At 71.7% G+C, this 14,020-nt stretch carries 12 protein-coding genes; 5 read left to right on the top strand and 7 right to left on the bottom strand.

Annotation, left to right across the window (positions count from 1 at the left end):
• The first annotated feature begins 132 nt into the window (after positions 1-132).
• Entirely contained in the window at positions 133-2,118 is a 1,986-nt protein-coding gene (locus tag E2C06_RS16320; RefSeq protein ID WP_133289677.1) for an HWE histidine kinase domain-containing protein, read from the top strand.
• On the opposite strand, the gene E2C06_RS16315 is transcribed toward E2C06_RS16320, so the two are convergent.
• The 7 genes from E2C06_RS16315 to E2C06_RS16285 all read right to left on the bottom strand — a co-directional run bounded on the left by E2C06_RS16315 (position 2,119) and on the right by E2C06_RS16285 (position 8,396).
• Complete coding sequence (locus E2C06_RS16315; protein ID WP_206664562.1) at positions 2,119-2,874, bottom strand: SIR2 family NAD-dependent protein deacylase; 756 nt, start codon at positions 2,872-2,874, stop codon at positions 2,119-2,121.
• A gap of 58 nt (positions 2,875-2,932) precedes the next feature.
• Positions 2,933-4,525, bottom strand: coding sequence for a GMC family oxidoreductase (locus E2C06_RS16310; RefSeq protein ID WP_206664561.1), 1,593 nt, complete (start codon positions 4,523-4,525; stop codon positions 2,933-2,935).
• 38 nt (positions 4,526-4,563) lie between these two features.
• On the bottom strand, positions 4,564-5,169 hold the full coding sequence (locus tag E2C06_RS16305) for a DUF938 domain-containing protein (protein WP_133289675.1): 606 nt from the start codon (positions 5,167-5,169) through the stop codon (positions 4,564-4,566).
• A complete protein-coding gene (locus E2C06_RS16300) occupies positions 5,169-5,522 on the bottom strand; it encodes a type II toxin-antitoxin system PemK/MazF family toxin (protein WP_241671314.1) in 354 nt (117 codons plus the stop codon). The genes E2C06_RS16305 and E2C06_RS16300 overlap by 1 nt, the downstream gene beginning before the upstream one ends.
• Entirely contained in the window at positions 5,519-5,764 is a 246-nt protein-coding gene (locus tag E2C06_RS16295) for a hypothetical protein (RefSeq protein ID WP_133289674.1), read from the bottom strand. Before E2C06_RS16295 ends, E2C06_RS16300 begins: the two co-directional genes overlap by 4 nt.
• 41 nt (positions 5,765-5,805) lie before the next feature.
• Positions 5,806-6,795, bottom strand: a complete 990-nt coding sequence (locus E2C06_RS16290) for a tripartite tricarboxylate transporter substrate binding protein (RefSeq protein ID WP_133289673.1) — start codon at positions 6,793-6,795, stop codon at positions 5,806-5,808.
• A gap of 74 nt (positions 6,796-6,869) precedes the next feature.
• Positions 6,870-8,396, bottom strand: a complete 1,527-nt coding sequence (locus E2C06_RS16285; RefSeq protein ID WP_133289672.1) for an FAD-dependent monooxygenase — start codon at positions 8,394-8,396, stop codon at positions 6,870-6,872.
• Positions 8,397-8,596: 200 nt separating this feature from the next.
• Here E2C06_RS16285 and thrC point away from each other — a divergent pair, with 200 nt between their 5' ends.
• From thrC to E2C06_RS16265, 4 genes are all read left to right on the top strand, one after another.
• A complete protein-coding gene (gene thrC / locus E2C06_RS16280) occupies positions 8,597-10,006 on the top strand; it encodes a threonine synthase (RefSeq protein ID WP_133289671.1) in 1,410 nt (469 codons plus the stop codon).
• Positions 10,007-10,126: 120 nt separating this feature from the next.
• Positions 10,127-11,197, top strand: a complete 1,071-nt coding sequence (locus tag E2C06_RS16275) for an SDR family oxidoreductase (protein WP_133289670.1) — start codon at positions 10,127-10,129, stop codon at positions 11,195-11,197.
• Positions 11,198-11,314: 117 nt separating this feature from the next.
• A complete protein-coding gene (locus E2C06_RS16270; RefSeq protein WP_133289669.1) occupies positions 11,315-12,580 on the top strand; it encodes a M16 family metallopeptidase in 1,266 nt (421 codons plus the stop codon).
• Between the two features lie 107 nt (positions 12,581-12,687).
• Positions 12,688-14,016 carry a TldD/PmbA family protein gene (locus E2C06_RS16265; protein WP_133289668.1) on the top strand — a complete coding sequence of 443 codons (1,329 nt, stop codon included), beginning with the start codon at positions 12,688-12,690 and terminating at the stop codon, positions 14,014-14,016.
• Positions 14,017-14,020 lie beyond the last annotated feature (4 nt).

Below are 14,020 nucleotides of genomic sequence, written 5' to 3'. Positions count from 1 at the left end.
CCGTGCCCGTCGCGAAGCATGCATCGCGGGTCATTCGACGTTGCGGGAGCAGCGCAGTTTGATCATAAGGATAATGGTTCCCGGCGGCCCTGGGTACTCCCTTGATCGTCATCGCAGGAGTCCTGACCGAGCGTGACGTCCCCTGCCCTTCGCCTGCATCGCGCCGTCATGGCCGCCTCCTTGCTCGTGCCGATGCTGGTCTTCGCTGCCGCAGCCTGGTGGAACCGTGGCGAGGTGCTGCGGGAGGGCACCGACGCCGTCGACCGCACCTCGGCCGTGATGCAGGAACACGCGGCCAAGGTCTTCGATACCGCCAACCTCATCCTGGCCTGGGTCGCCGACCATGTCGGCCGCCTCGATGCCGAGGCGGTGGCCGCACCGGCGACCAGCGATCTGCTGCGGAGCATGGCGTCGTCATTCGACCAGATCGTCTCGGTCTGGGTGGCCGACGCCGATGGGCAGGTCCGTGCCGGCAGCCAGGCCTGGGACCCGTCGGTGTCGATCGCCGACCGGGAGTTCTTCAGGGTACAACGCGAGCGGGCGGATGCCGGCAGCCATGTCAGCGCGGCCTTCACCGGCCGGGCCACCACCATCGCCTCCTTCGCCGTCAGCCGGCGGCGCAGCGACGCCGCGGGCAACTTCGCCGGCACCATCCATGTCGCGCTCAGCCCGGACTACTTCGCACGCTTCTATGCCGAGGCGGCGCCACCCTTCCGCCATGCCGCGGCATTGTTCCGCGCCGACGGCGCCATCCTGGTGCGCCAGCCGGCGCTGCCGGGGGCACCCGACCGCGTGGCGCCGACCAGCCCGGTCTTCCGTCGGGTCGGCGAGGGGCAGGCCCGCGCAACCTTCACCGATGTTTCGAGCCTGGACGGGCGCCGGCGGGTCTATTCCTATCGCCGGGTCGGCACCTGGCCGATCTATGTCAGCTTCGGCGCCGATGCCGACTCGCTGCTCGATCGTTGGCACGGCAACCTTCGCGTCTACGGAGCGGTGGCCGCGGCGGCGGCGCTGACGCTGCTGCTGGTCACTTGGCTGGCGCTGCGCGGCGCCCGGGCGGCCGAGGCGGCCGAGGCGGCGTTGCGGCGGGAGGCGACGGCACGGGCGGCGGCGGAAGCGCGGCAGGCGGCCGAGCAGCGTTTCCGCGCGGTATTCGAGAGCCGGGCGGTAGGCATGGCGGTGCTCGATCTGGCGAGCGGCAAGATGCTGGTGGCGAATGACAGGCTGCTGGAGATGACCGGCACCGACCGGAAGGCCTTCGAGGCGGGGGACTGGGACTGGCGCCGGGTGACCGCGCCCGAGCATGTGGCGCTGTCCGAGAATGCGCGGCGGGAGGCGCAGGCGGATGGCTGGTGGCAGCCCTTCGAGAAGGACTACCTGCGGCCCGACGGGCTGCGCCTGCCGGTCCGCGTCTCCTCCGCCCCGCTGCCGGGGGAGCCGGGCCGGGTGGTGGTGCTGGTGCAGGACATCTCCGAGCAGCGCGAGGCGGAGCTGCGCCGCGACCTGCTGATGCGGGAGGTGGACCACCGGGCGAAGAACGTGCTCGCCACTGCGCGGGCGGTCCTGCGGCTGAGCCGGGCGACCAGCCTCGATGGCTTCGTGCGCGAGGTGGACGGGCGGATCGGCGCGCTGGCCCAGGCGCTGGCCCTGCTGTCCAATACGCAATGGCATGGCGTCGAGCTCGACCTGCTGGCGCGGCAGGAATTGGCGGTCTTCCTCAGCGGGGCGGAGGGCGGGCCGCGGGCCGAGTTGCGCGGGCCGGCGGTGACGATCACCGCGACCGCAGTGCAGCCGCTGGCCATGGCGATTCACGAGCTGGCGACGAATGCGACGAAGTACGGCGCGCTGTCGCGCCCTCATGGCGTGCTGACGCTGGAATGGGAGGTGCTGGCGGAGCAGCCGGAGCGCCTGCGCCTGGTCTGGCGGGAACGCGGCGGACCGCCGGTCACGGTGGCGCCGGCCGGGCGGGGCTTCGGCAGCCGAGTGCTGCAGGCGACGCTGACGCGGCAGCTCGGCGGGACGCTGTCGCTGTGCTGGGATCCCAAGGGCCTGCGCTGCGAGATCGTGCTGCCAGCGGCGCGCGTGCTGGCGCGGGCCGAGGCCGTCATGCTCGCCTGATCAGTTCACCCCGACGGCGCCGCCCAGCACGTCGCCGATGCCGGCATGGATTACCAGGTCGGCGATCGGGTCCAGCCCGGTCTCCTGCCGGTTGAGGATGACCAGCCCGGCGCCGCGCCGCTTGGCCATCTCCGGGAAGCCCGCGGCCGGATAGACCACGAGGGAGGAGCCGAGGACGAGGCAGAGGTCGGTCGCCTGCACCGCTTCGTGTGCCCGCAGCATCGGGCCTTCCGGCATGGACTGACCGAAGCTGACCGTCGCGGTCTTCAACAGGCCGCCGCAGGTGCGGCAGTCCGGCACCTGATCGGTCTGGGCGAATGCGGCATGGATGTCTGCGATCTCGTGCCGCGTCGCGCAGGTGAGACAGGTGGCGTAGGTGGTGTTGCCGTGCAACTCGATCACATGGTCGTCGGGGATGCCGGAGGCCTGGTGGAGGCCGTCGATGTTCTGGGTAATGACCGCATGGACCTTGCCCTCCCGCACCAGCCGGGCGACCGCACGGTGGCCGCGGTTGGGCTCCGCGGCACGCAGGGTGGCGTCACTCTCGAAGCGGCGCCGCCAGGCCTCGCGTCGGGCTTCGGGCGAGCGAAGGAACTCGTCGAAGTAGATCGGCTTCATTTTTTCCCAGGTCCCCGTCCCCGGGCTGCGAAAGTCGGGGATGCCCGATTCCGTGCTGATCCCGGCGCCGGAGAAGACGATGATCCGCCTTGCCGCCTCGATCATGCCTTTCAGCGTGGCGATACCCTCGTCCATCATTGTTCGTCTCCCGGAAAACGAAGGGCGCCGGAGGAGTGCCATCCCCGGCGCTTGCTTCCTACGCCGCCGCGTCCTCGAGGATCATCGCCGCCGCCTTCTCGCCGATCATGATCGTCGGAGCATTGGTATTGCCGGTAGTCAAGGTCGGCATAACGGAAGCGTCCGCGACCCGCAGCCCGGCGATGCCGCGCACCCGCAGTCGGCTGTCGACCACGGCGGCGGGGTCCTCCCCCATCCGGCAGGTGCCGACGGGGTGGTAGATGGTGGTGCCGTATTGCCGGTTGAATGCCAGCAGCTCGTCATCGGAGGCGGCGCCGGGGCCGGGCAGGATCTCCTCGACGCTGTACCTGGCGATGGCCGGCTGGGCGAAGATCTCGCGCACCATGCGGATGCCGCGCGCCAGCAGGTCCTGGTCGCTGCGTGCCGCGAGGTAGTTGGGCCGGATGGCCGGGCGGTCGAAGGGGTCGGGCGATTTTGCCATGACGCTGCCGCGGCTGTCGGGCTTCACCGGGCAGATGGCGCAGGTCATGCCGGGGGCGGATTCCAGCACGCCGAACTTGCCCGCGGCGTAGCTGGCCGGGGTGAACAGCAACTGAAGGTCGGGGCTGGCGAGGCCCTCGCGCGAGCGGGCGAAGACCTGGGCGGTGGTGACGCCGAAGGTGAGGGCTCCGTTGCCCCGGGTGAAGAACTTCGCCACCTCGCCGGCCAGGCGGACGCCGCGCGCCAGCTGGTTGGTGCTGAGCATGTCGCGCACCCGGTGCTGGACGCGGGAGACATAGTGGTCCTGCAGGTTGGCGCCGACCGCGGGCATGTCCTGCAGCACCTCGATGCCGAGTGCGCGCAGGTGGTCCGCGGGGCCGATGCCCGACAGCTGCAGCAGGTGTGGCGAGTTCACCGCGCCGCCGGAGACGATGACCTCCCGCGCTGCGCGGATGATCCGCAGCGTGCCGCGCTGGCGGAACTCGGCGCCGGTGCAGCGCCGGCCGTCGAAGAGCAGCCGTGCGACCTGCGCCTCGGTCTCGACCCGCACCTTCCCCTTGGCAGCCGCCAGGTAGGTGCGGGCGGTCGAGCCGCGCCAGCGGCCGATGCGGGTCATCTGCGAATAGCCGACGCCTTCCTGCTCCTTCCCGTTCAGGTCGCGGCGGAAGGGATGGCCGGCCTGCTGCGCCGCCTCGATGAAGCGGTGGGTGAGGGGGAGGATGGTGCGGTAGTCCTCCACCTGCAGCGGGCCGTCCTGGCCGCGATACTCCGGGTCGCCGCCCTGCCTGTAGGTTTCCGACCTGCGGAAGAAGGGCAGGACCTCGTCATAGGACCAGCCGCGGCAGCCCATCTGTGCCCAGATGTCGAAATCGGCGGGGTTGCCGCGGACATAAAGCATGCCGTTGATCGAGGAGGAGCCGCCGAGGGTGCGGCCGCGCGGCCAGCGAATCTCCCGGTCGTTCGAGCCCTTCTCCGGCTCGGTGACATAGCCCCAGTTCACCAGCTTCTGGTTCTGCAGCAGCTTGATCATCCCGGCGGGGATGTGGATCCAGGGATGGCGGTCGCGCGGCCCGGCTTCCAGCAGCGTGACGCGGGCGCCGCTTTCGGCCAAACGCGCGGCAACGGCGCAGCCGGCCGAGCCGGCGCCGATGACGAGGTAGTCGGTGTCCATGGCGGCGTCTCTCTCCCCTTGGCGGGGAGGGTGGCGCATCAGCCGGCGCGGCGGAAGATCGGCATCAGGTTGTTTGCCGGCATCTCGACAATCTCGGGCGGGCCGAAGCCCGCGGCGGCGGCCTCGGCAGCAACGGTCTCGAGGGCGCGGACGCCCCAGTCCGGGTCCTGGGCGCGAAGGCCGGCATCGAAGGCCGCGTTCGATGGCGCGGTGTGCGCGCCGCCCTGCCTATACGGCCCGTAGAGGATCAGCTTTCCGCCCGGCGGCAGGATGCGCGCGGCGCCGCGCAGCAGGCCGAGCCCTGCCGCCCAGGGCGCGATGTGGATCATGTTGATGCAGAGAACCGCATCGGCCCGCGCCACCGGCCAGTTCTCCGCCGCAGTGTCGAGCGCCAGCGGCGGGCGGAGGTTGTTCAGCTTTGCTGCGCGTGTCCAGGCGGCGATGCTGGCGCGGGCGGCCGGGTCCGGGTCGGTCGGCTGCCAGATCAGGCCGGGGAAGGCGGCGGCGAAATGCACCGCATGCTCCCCGGTGCCGGCGGAGACCTCCAGCAGGGTGCCCGTCTCCGGCAGGTGCCGGCGCAGCACGGCGAGGATCGGATCGCGGTTGCGCGCGACGGCGGGGGCGGAGCGGCGGGCGTCCTGCATCACAGGCCGAGCGCGATGCCGATGCGGGCGCGAATGGCGGTGAGCTGGTCGGGGGTGATGGCGGACTCCGTCGGCCGGATGCGCGACTTGGAGGTCGCGGTCACATGCGTCGCGAGAGCGAAACAGAGCTTGGTGCAGCCGTTCTCCGCCGAAGGCGGGATGGACACGCTGAGGTCGGCGATGCCGAGCCTGGCGTCCTCGGTGATCGGCACCAGCACGACGTTGGGGTAGGCCGGGTCGAAGAGCTCGCTGTCCTCGACCACGATGGCGGGGCGGAGCCGGCTGGGCGCCCTTGGCAGCGCATCGCGCCAGTCGGCAATGACGATCTGGCCCGCCCGCAGTGGCAGGCTCAAGGCTCGACCTTTGCCGTCGGGATGCCCCAGTCGGCGACGAATCCCTGCGCCTCCGGTGAGCCGGCGACATGGGCCGCAGCCTGCCGGCTCTGCTCGCGGATCCGCTCGCGGCGGATGCGCCGCGCCTCGGCTGTGGCCAGTTCGCGCAGATAGGTGGCGAGGCCGATGCCGCGCGCCTTGGCGGCACCTTCGAGGGTGACGAGAACATTGTCGTCGAGCCGAATGGAAAGGGGGGAGGCCATGACGGCAGGATCGTAGTGCGTGGGCGTAATGCGCTCAAGTCTTACTTCGCCGACATCCCTGATGCTGCCACCACAGGCCGCCAAGTCGTGGCGAAATCCGCCACCAGCTGCCGGTAGGCTGCGGCGTCCAGCGGCCGGTCTGGCGGGGTCAGTCCGGCCGCGCGCAATTGCGCCGCCACCTCCGGCAGGGCGATGATCCGGTTGACCTCGCCGTTCAGTCGCTCGACCAACGTCGGCGGCAGACCGCGCGGGCCGCTCAGTCCCATCCAGGCCGTCGCGGTCAGCTGCGGGAAGCCAAGAGCAGCGAAGGCCGGCACGCCAGGCAGCGACGGCTCCGCCGCCGGGCCGCTGACCGCCAGTGCCCGGGCCCGGCCGGACGTCACCGCGCCGATCGCGCTGGCGAGCGGCGCCATCATGCTGTCCACTTGGCCGTTCAGCAGGTCCAGCAGCGCCGGCCCGGTGCCGCGATAGGCGACATGTGTCAGCCGCGCCCCGGCGGCCTTGGCCAGCATTTCCCCCTGAAGGTGCTGCAGGCTGCCAGTGGCGGGGCTGCCATAGGTCAGGCCGCGCGCCCAGGACCGCGCGGCGCGGAGGTAGAGATCGAAGGTCTGGAAGCGGCTGTCGGCCGGCACCAGCAGCACGCTCGGCGTCTCGGCGATCAGCGCGACATGGGTGAAGTCGCGGTCGGGATCATAGGGCAGGGCTTCCAGCAGCGGCGCCATGCCGAGCGGGGCGGTATTGGTCAGGCCGAGCGTCTGGCCGTCCGGATTGGCGCGGGCGACCAAATCGGCGCCGGGGATGCCGCGCCCGCCGGGGCGGTTCTCCACCAGCACCGGCCGGCCGAGCGCGGCGGCGAGGGAGGGGGCGAGGATATGCGCCGCGGTGTCGGCACCGCCGCCGGGGGCGAAGGGAACGACGAGGCGAATGGCCGGGCCGCCGAAGCGCGACAGCGGCGAGGTCGCCTGGGCGCTGGCCTGGCCCGGCAGGAGAACCGGCAGCAGCGAAAGCAGCAGGGCGGTGCGGCGGCGCATGGGAACATCCCTCGACGCTGACCGATACCGCGCGCCATACGCCCGGTCACATCACGAAGGTCACGTCACGAATCCTACGATGCGAAGCTCAGGCCGTGGCGCACGGCATAGGCCGCCAGCCGCCCGGGATCCTGCCTGGGCTCGGCCAGGCCGACATGCCCGTCTGGCCGCAGCAGGTAGGCGGCATCGCGCGCCAGCCCGGCGCGGCCTGCCGCCGCGGTCCAGCGGAAGGCATCGAGCGGCAGCCGGCGCTCCGCGGCGGCGGCGGCCAGGGCGGGAGAGACGGCGCCATGCACCTGCAAGCGCCAGCCCCCGCCGTCGAGCGGCGCGTGGTTGTCGAGCGGGGCCACCCAGGGCAGGCGGTCCCCGGCTGCAACGCCGCCGGCCTTGCCCTCGCTGAGCGCGCTGTCCGGATAGGCAATGCGGATTTGCGAGATCAGCCGGAAGAAGGCGTGCCGGCCGGCCTCGAAGCCGGCGGCGATCGGCAGCAGCCGCGGCAGCAGCCAGCGCCGGACCAGCCGGCCGCCGAGTCCGGTCGAGACCGCGCCGCGGAAGACGCGGTCGGTGGTCTCGACCAGGCTGCGGGCGAAGCCGATGCGCTCCGACTCGTAGGTATCGAGCATGGCGGGGGCGGCCCGGCCATGCAGCACCTCGGCCAGCTTCCAGGCCAGGTTCACCGCGTCGCCGATGCCGGTGTTCATCCCCTGGCCGCCGGCCGGGCTGTGGATGTGCCCGGCATCGCCGGCGAGGAAGGCGCGGCCCTGCCGGAAGCGGGCCGCGACGCGGTGATGGACATGGTAGGTGGCGAACCAGTTCACCTGCTCCACGCGGACGTCGAGCAGCGCCTCCACCTCGGCGCGGAGGTCCTCGAAGCCAAGGCCGGGGCGGTCGCCGAGCGATGCGGGGACCACGCCGATCAGCCGGTTCATGCCGCGGCTGCGGACCGGCAGCATCAGCGCGAAGCCCTGCGTGGCGAGGTTGACCGAGAGGTCCGGCTGGAACGGCCCGGCGAGCCGGACATCCGCCACGTAAAAGAGCTGGCCATAGGTGCCGCCGGGGAAGCCGAGGCCGAGCACCTGGCGCACCCGGCTATGCGCGCCGTCGCAGCCGCAGATATAGCCCGCCGCGGCTTCGGTTTCAGAGCCGCCGCGGCGGAGCGTGGCGCGGATGCCGTCCGGGGTCTCGGCGAAGCCCGCCAGCTCGGTGTCCCACTCGACCGCGACGCCGGCAGCGGCCAAGCGCTCAACCAGGAAACGCTCGTGATCGTCCTGCGGGAAGCTGAGGGCGAAGGGATAGGGGCTCAGCCCCTTGCCAAGGTCCTGCAGCGAGACCTGGGCGACCTCGGCGGCGGTCTCGCGCAGGTGCAGCGCCTCCACCTTGATGCCGCGGTCGATGACCGCCTCGGCGAGGCCGAGCTGGCGGTAGAGCTCCAGCGTCCGCGCCTGCACGACCATGGCGCGGGAGGCCGTGCCTGGCCCGGCGGCCTTGTCCAGGATGCGGGGCCGGATGCCGTGGTGGAGCAGGGAGAGGGCAAGCACAAGGCCGGTCGGGCCGGCGCCGGCGATGAGGACCTGGGGGGCAGGCGGGACCGTTGCGGGCATTCTGCGTCCTTTCCGGGGACCGATCCGCGGCGAATGAACAACGGGCCCCATCCTCCGCCTGCCGACTGCTCCCGCCAAGGTCCCGAGCGGCACGTCGGACTTGCGGTCCGGCACGCTGCCCTGGTTTGTTGTTGGCACAGCAGCCCCACGGCCTCCGGCCGGTTCCGCCCCCCGGCGATCTGCATTAGGGTCCGCGCCCCATGCGCTACCTCAGCACCCGCGGCCAGGCCGCCCCCCGTGACTTCGAAGGCGTCCTGCTCGCCGGCCTCGCCGAGGATGGCGGCCTTTTCCTGCCGGAGAGCTGGCCGAACCTCTCCGGCACCGAATGGCGCGCCCTGCGCGGCCTGCCCTACCCGGAGCTCTCGGCCCGGCTGATGCATCTGTTTGCCGGGGAGACGCTGTCGCTCGAGACGCTCCGCGGCATGACCGGCCTGGCCTATGCCGGCTTCGGCCACCCCGCCGTCGCGCCGCTGGTCCAGCTCGACACCCGGACCTTCGCGCTCGAGCTGTTCCACGGGCCGACGCTCGCCTTCAAGGACATGGCGATGCAGCTGCTCGGGCGGCTCTTCGACCACGTGCTGGCCCGGCGGGGCGAGCGGATCACCATCGTCGGAGCGACCAGCGGCGACACCGGCTCGGCCGCGATCGAGGCCTGCCGCGACCGCCGCGCCATCGACATCGTCATCCTCCATCCGGAGGGGCGGACCTCCGAGGTGCAGCGCCGGCAGATGACGACCGTGCTGTCGGACAACGTCGCCAACCTCGCGGTCCAGGGCAGCTTCGACGACTGCCAGGACCTGGTGAAGGCGATGTTCGGCGACGCGCCCTTCAGGGAGGAGATGCGGCTGGCCGCCGTCAATTCCATCAACTGGGCCCGGGTCGCGGCGCAGATCCCCTATTATGCCTATGCCGCACTCGCCCTGGGCGCGCCGGACCGGCCGGTGGCCTTCAGCGTGCCGACCGGAAATTTCGGCAATGTGCTCGCCGCCTGGGCTGTCAGGGAGATGGGGCTGCCGGTGGAGCGGCTGATCGTCGGCGCCAATCGGAACGACATCCTGGCGCGCTTCCTGGCGGCCAACGACATGACGGTGCGAGGCGTCGAGCCGAGCCTGTCGCCCAGCATGGACATCCAGGTGAGCTCCAACTTCGAGCGGCTGCTCTTCGAGCTGCTGGGCCGCGACGCCGCAGCAACGGCCGAGACCATGCGCCGCTTCCGCGCCGAGGGACGGATGCCGGTGCCGGATGCCGCCTGGCGCCGGGCGGCCGGGCTGTTCCACGGCTTCGCCCTGTCCGACGAGGGCACGCTGGAGGAGATCCGCCACCTCCGGGAGACGGCCGGCTACCTGGCGGACCCGCATACCGCGGTCGGCACCGCCGCGGCGCGGGCGCATGCGCCGGCCGACCCCGGCATCCCGGTGGTGGTCGCCGCCACCGCCCATCCCGCGAAATTCCCGGATGCGGTGGAGCGCGCGGTGGGCTTCCGCCCGCCCCTGCCGCCGCGGCTGGCCGATCTCTATGCACGGGAGGAGCGGTTCTCGGTGCTGCCGCTCGGGCTCGGGTCGGTCGAGGATTTCGTCCGCGCCCATGCCCGGCGCAACCGCGCGGCCTGACCCGCCCGAACCGGCCGGCCTCGCCCGGCCGGGCGGCAGCCCTGCCGATTTCTCCTGGCCCGCCGCCCAACCGATGTGCCGGCCACGCCGTTGATGCCGCCATAGCGGAAGGCGGATGGCATGCACGGATCGGCATTGGTGGTGGGCGTCAGCGGCATCGTCGGCAACAACCTGGCGCGGCACCTGCTGGGCCAGGGCTGGGAGGTGGCCGGGCTGGCGCGACGCCCCCCGGCCGACATCGACGGGCTGCGGCCGGTCGCCGCCGATCTGCTCGACCCCGCCGGGCTGCGGGCGGCGCTGGACGGGGCGCGGCCGAGCCATGTCTTCCTCACCACCTGGATGCGGCAGCCAACCGAGGCGGAGAACATCCGCGTCAACGCCGCCATGGTGCGTAACCTGCTCGACGCCCTGCGGCCGGCCGGGACGGTGCGGCACGTCGCGCTGGTCACCGGGCTCAAGCACTACCTCGGCCCCTTCGAGGCCTATGGGAAGGGCCGCCTGCCGGCGACGCCATTCCGCGAGGAGCAGCCGCGGCTCGATGTCGAGAACTTCTACTACGCGCAGGAGGACGCGGTCTTCGCCGCCGCCGCCCGCGACGGCTTCGGCTGGAGCGTGCACCGGCCCCACACCATCATCGGCTATGCCCTCGGCAACGCGATGAACATGGGCGTCACCCTTGCGGCCTATGCCACGGTCTGCCGCGAGACGGGCCGGCCCTTCCTGTTCCCCGGCTCCGCCGCGCAGTGGAACGGGCTGACCGACATGACCGATGCGCGGCTGCTGGCGCGCCACCTGGAATGGGCGGCGACCACCCCGGCGGCGCGCGACCTCGCCTTCAACGTGGTGAACGGCGACGTCTTCCGCTGGAGCTGGATGTGGGGGCGGATCGCCGGCTGGTTCGGGCTGGCGCCGGCGGCCTACCCCGGCGAGCCGACGCCGTTGGAGCGGCAACTGGCCGATGCCGGGCCGGTCTGGGCGGACCTCGCCGCGCGGCACGGCCTGGCCGAGCCCGATCTCGGCCGGCTGGCCTCGGCCTGGCACACCGATGCCGATCTCGGCCGGCCGATTGAGGTGGTGACCGACATGGGCCGCAGCCGGAAGCTCGGCTTCCTCGACTACCAGCCGACCGACGAAGCCTTTTTCGACCTCTTCGCCCGGCTGCGGCAGGCCCGCATCATCCCGGGCCGATAAGGTCCGCTTCCGCGCAACGGTCGCGCTGGGCGTTGCGCGGTACTACATGTCAGGCTGATGCCCCCCTGACCGGATGGTCGCCGCCGCTGCCGCTGCCATCTCCCCTGAGGAAACCGCATGTCCGACGCCGTCCGCCTCACCCGCCTGCCCAACGGCTTGACCGTCGTCTCCGAGCACATGCCGCGGGTCGAGACCGTCTCCTTCGGTGCCTATGTCGCCGCCGGTACCCGGCACGAGAGCGCGGCCGAGAACGGCGTCTCCCACTTCCTCGAGCACATGGCCTTCAAGGGCACCGAGAAGCGCGACGCGCTGGCGATCGCCCGCGAGATCGAGAATGTGGGCGGCCACCTGAACGCCTATACCTCCCGCGAGAACACCGCCTACTACTGCAAGGTGCTGAAGGAGGATGTGGGGCTGGCTGCCGACATCATCGGTGACATCCTGACCCATTCCACCTTCATCCCGGAAGAGCTGGAGCGGGAGCGGGGCGTCATCCTGCAGGAGATCGGCCAGGCGAACGACACGCCGGACGACATCATCTTCGACCACTTCCAGACCACCGCCTATCCCGGCCAGCCCATGGGCCGCCCGACCCTCGGCACCGAGGAGGTCATCAAGGGGATGAAGCGGGAGGCGCTGACCAGCTACATGCGCCACCACTACGGGCCGGAGCGCATGGTGGTCGCCGCCGCCGGTGCGGTGGAGCACGAGGCCATGCTCGACCTCGTGCAGCGCCACTTCGCCGACCTGCCGCAGGTGGCGCCGCCGCCGCCCGAGGCCTCTCGCTACGTGGGCGGCGAGTTCCGCGAGGAGGACGACCTCGAGCAGGTGCATATCGTTCTCGGCTTCCCGGCCGCGGGCTACAAGGACCGCCTGTATTACCCGTCCCTGCTGCTCTCGACGCTGCTCGGCGGCGGCATGTCGTCCCGGTTGTTCCAGGAGATCCGCGAGAAGCGCGGCCTGGTTTATTCGATCTATTCCTTCGCCCATCCCTTCCAGGACGGCGGGCTCTTCGCGGTCTATGCCGGCACCGGGGAGAAGGAGGCCGAGGAACTTGTCCCGGTGACGGTCGAGGAACTGCGCAAGGTGCAGACCGACGTGACGCAGGACGAGCTGGACCGCGCCAAGGCGCAGTTCCGCGCCAGCCTGCTCATGTCGATGGAGAGCACCGGCAGCCGAACGGAACAGCTCGCCCGGCAGATCCAGGTGCATGGCCGCATCATCCCCGTGGAGGAGACCAAGGCCCGCATCGCCGCCGTCACCATCGCGGACGTGCAGGAAGCCGCACGCGCGGCCTTCCGCGCGCCGCCGACGCTCGCGGCGCTGGGCCCGGCTGGCAAGGTGCCGGGCCTGCAGGAGATCGCCAACGGGCTCGCGGCCTGACCCATCCGGCGGGCCGGGCCCGCGCTTGACCCAGCGGGGGCGGCAGCGCTTTGCCGCCCCGATCACGCGGAGGAGCCGGCATCCGCCATGGCTCCGAGGAGACCAGGATGACCCACGCCGATACCCTGCAGGACCTCGTCGCTGCCGCCCGCCGGGCCGGGGCGGATGCCGCCGACGCCATCCTGGTCAGCAATGCTTCCCTCCATGTCTCCCGCCGGCTCGGCGCGATCGAGCAGCTCGAGCGGTCCGAGGGTTTCGACCTCGGCCTCCGCGTCTTCCTCGGCCAGCGCCAGGCGATCGTCTCCTCGACCGACCCTTCGCCGAAGGGCTTCGCCGCGCTGGCCGAGCGCGCCGTCGCCATGGCACGGGTGGTGCCGGAGGACCCCCATGCCGGCCTCGCCGACGCGCCGGACGGGCTGGTCGCGGTCGATCTCGACCTGGCGGATGCCGAGGAGCCGAACGCCGCGGCGCTGATCGCCCGCGCCGCGGCGGCCGAGGATGCGGCGCTCGCCGTCGCCGGCGTCAGCAACTCGGAAGGGGCTTCCGCCGGCTGGGGCCGCTACGCCATCGCCATGGCCGCCAGCAACGGCTTCGCCGGCGAATATGCCCGCACCAGCCATTCCATCTCGGTCACCGCGCTGGCCGGGCAGGGGACGGCGATGGAGCGCGACTACGACTATTCCAGCACCGTCCACCTGGAGGACCTGGAGGACGCCGCCATGCTCGGTCGTCGCGCCGGGGAGAAGGCGGTGGCGCGGCTGAACCCGACCCGGCCGAAGACCGCCCGCATCCCCGTGATCTACGACCCACGCGTCGCCACCTCGCTGCTCGGGCACCTCTCGGGCGCCATCAACGGCGCCGCGGTCGCCCGTGGCACGTCCTTCCTGGGCGACAGGCTCGGTCAGCGGGTCATGGCGGCCGGGCTGACGGTGGTCGACGACCCGACCCGGCGGCGCGGCCTGCGCAGCCGCCCCTTCGATGGGGAGGGCATGAAGGGCACCCGTCGCGCCATCGTCGAGGATGGCATCCTCACCACCTGGATCCTCGATTGGCGCAGTGCCCGGCAACTCGGTATGGTCTCGACCGGGCATGCCAGCCGTGGCACCGGCGGCCCGCCCTCGCCCTCCACCACCAATCTTTGGCTCGAGCCCGGCAGCGTGACGCCAGCGGCGCTGATGGCCGATATCCGGGAGGGCATCTACGTCACCGAGCTGATCGGCATGGGCGTCAATGGCGTGACCGGCGACTACAGTCGCGGCGCCGCCGGCTTCATGATCCGCGACGGCGCCCTGGCCGAGCCGGTGAGCGAGATCACCATCGCCGGTAATGTGAAGGAGATGCTGCTGAACCTGATCCCGGCGGACGACCTGGAATTCCGCCGCGGCACAGACAGCCCGACGATCCGCGTCGAGGGCCTGACGATGGCCGGCGGCTGAGCAG

Source organism: Dankookia rubra (assembly GCF_004355005.1).
Lineage (GTDB): Bacteria > Pseudomonadota > Alphaproteobacteria > Acetobacterales > Acetobacteraceae > Paracraurococcus > Paracraurococcus ruber_A.
This window is presented reverse-complemented; position numbering and strand designations above follow the sequence as displayed.

Bases quoted from the DNA above. Each gene is read 5' to 3' on its own strand.
- E2C06_RS16315 (WP_206664562.1), bottom strand. From the start codon at position 2,874: ATGATGGACGAGGGTATCGCCACGCTGAAAGGCATGATCGAGGCGGCA.
- E2C06_RS16310 (WP_206664561.1), bottom strand. From the start codon at position 4,525: ATGGACACCGACTACCTCGTCATCGGCGCCGGCTCGGCCGGCTGCGCC.
- E2C06_RS16305 (WP_133289675.1), bottom strand. From the start codon at position 5,169: ATGCAGGACGCCCGCCGCTCCGCCCCCGCCGTCGCGCGCAACCGCGAT.
- E2C06_RS16295 (WP_133289674.1), bottom strand. From the start codon at position 5,764: ATGGCCTCCCCCCTTTCCATTCGGCTCGACGACAATGTTCTCGTCACC.
- E2C06_RS16290 (WP_133289673.1), bottom strand. From the start codon at position 6,795: ATGCGCCGCCGCACCGCCCTGCTGCTTTCGCTGCTGCCGGTTCTCCTG.
- E2C06_RS16285 (WP_133289672.1), bottom strand. From the start codon at position 8,396: ATGCCCGCAACGGTCCCGCCTGCCCCCCAGGTCCTCATCGCCGGCGCC.
- thrC (WP_133289671.1), top strand. From the start codon at position 8,597: ATGCGCTACCTCAGCACCCGCGGCCAGGCCGCCCCCCGTGACTTCGAA.
- E2C06_RS16275 (WP_133289670.1), top strand. From the start codon at position 10,127: ATGCACGGATCGGCATTGGTGGTGGGCGTCAGCGGCATCGTCGGCAAC.
- E2C06_RS16270 (WP_133289669.1), top strand. From the start codon at position 11,315: ATGTCCGACGCCGTCCGCCTCACCCGCCTGCCCAACGGCTTGACCGTC.
- E2C06_RS16265 (WP_133289668.1), top strand. From the start codon at position 12,688: ATGACCCACGCCGATACCCTGCAGGACCTCGTCGCTGCCGCCCGCCGG.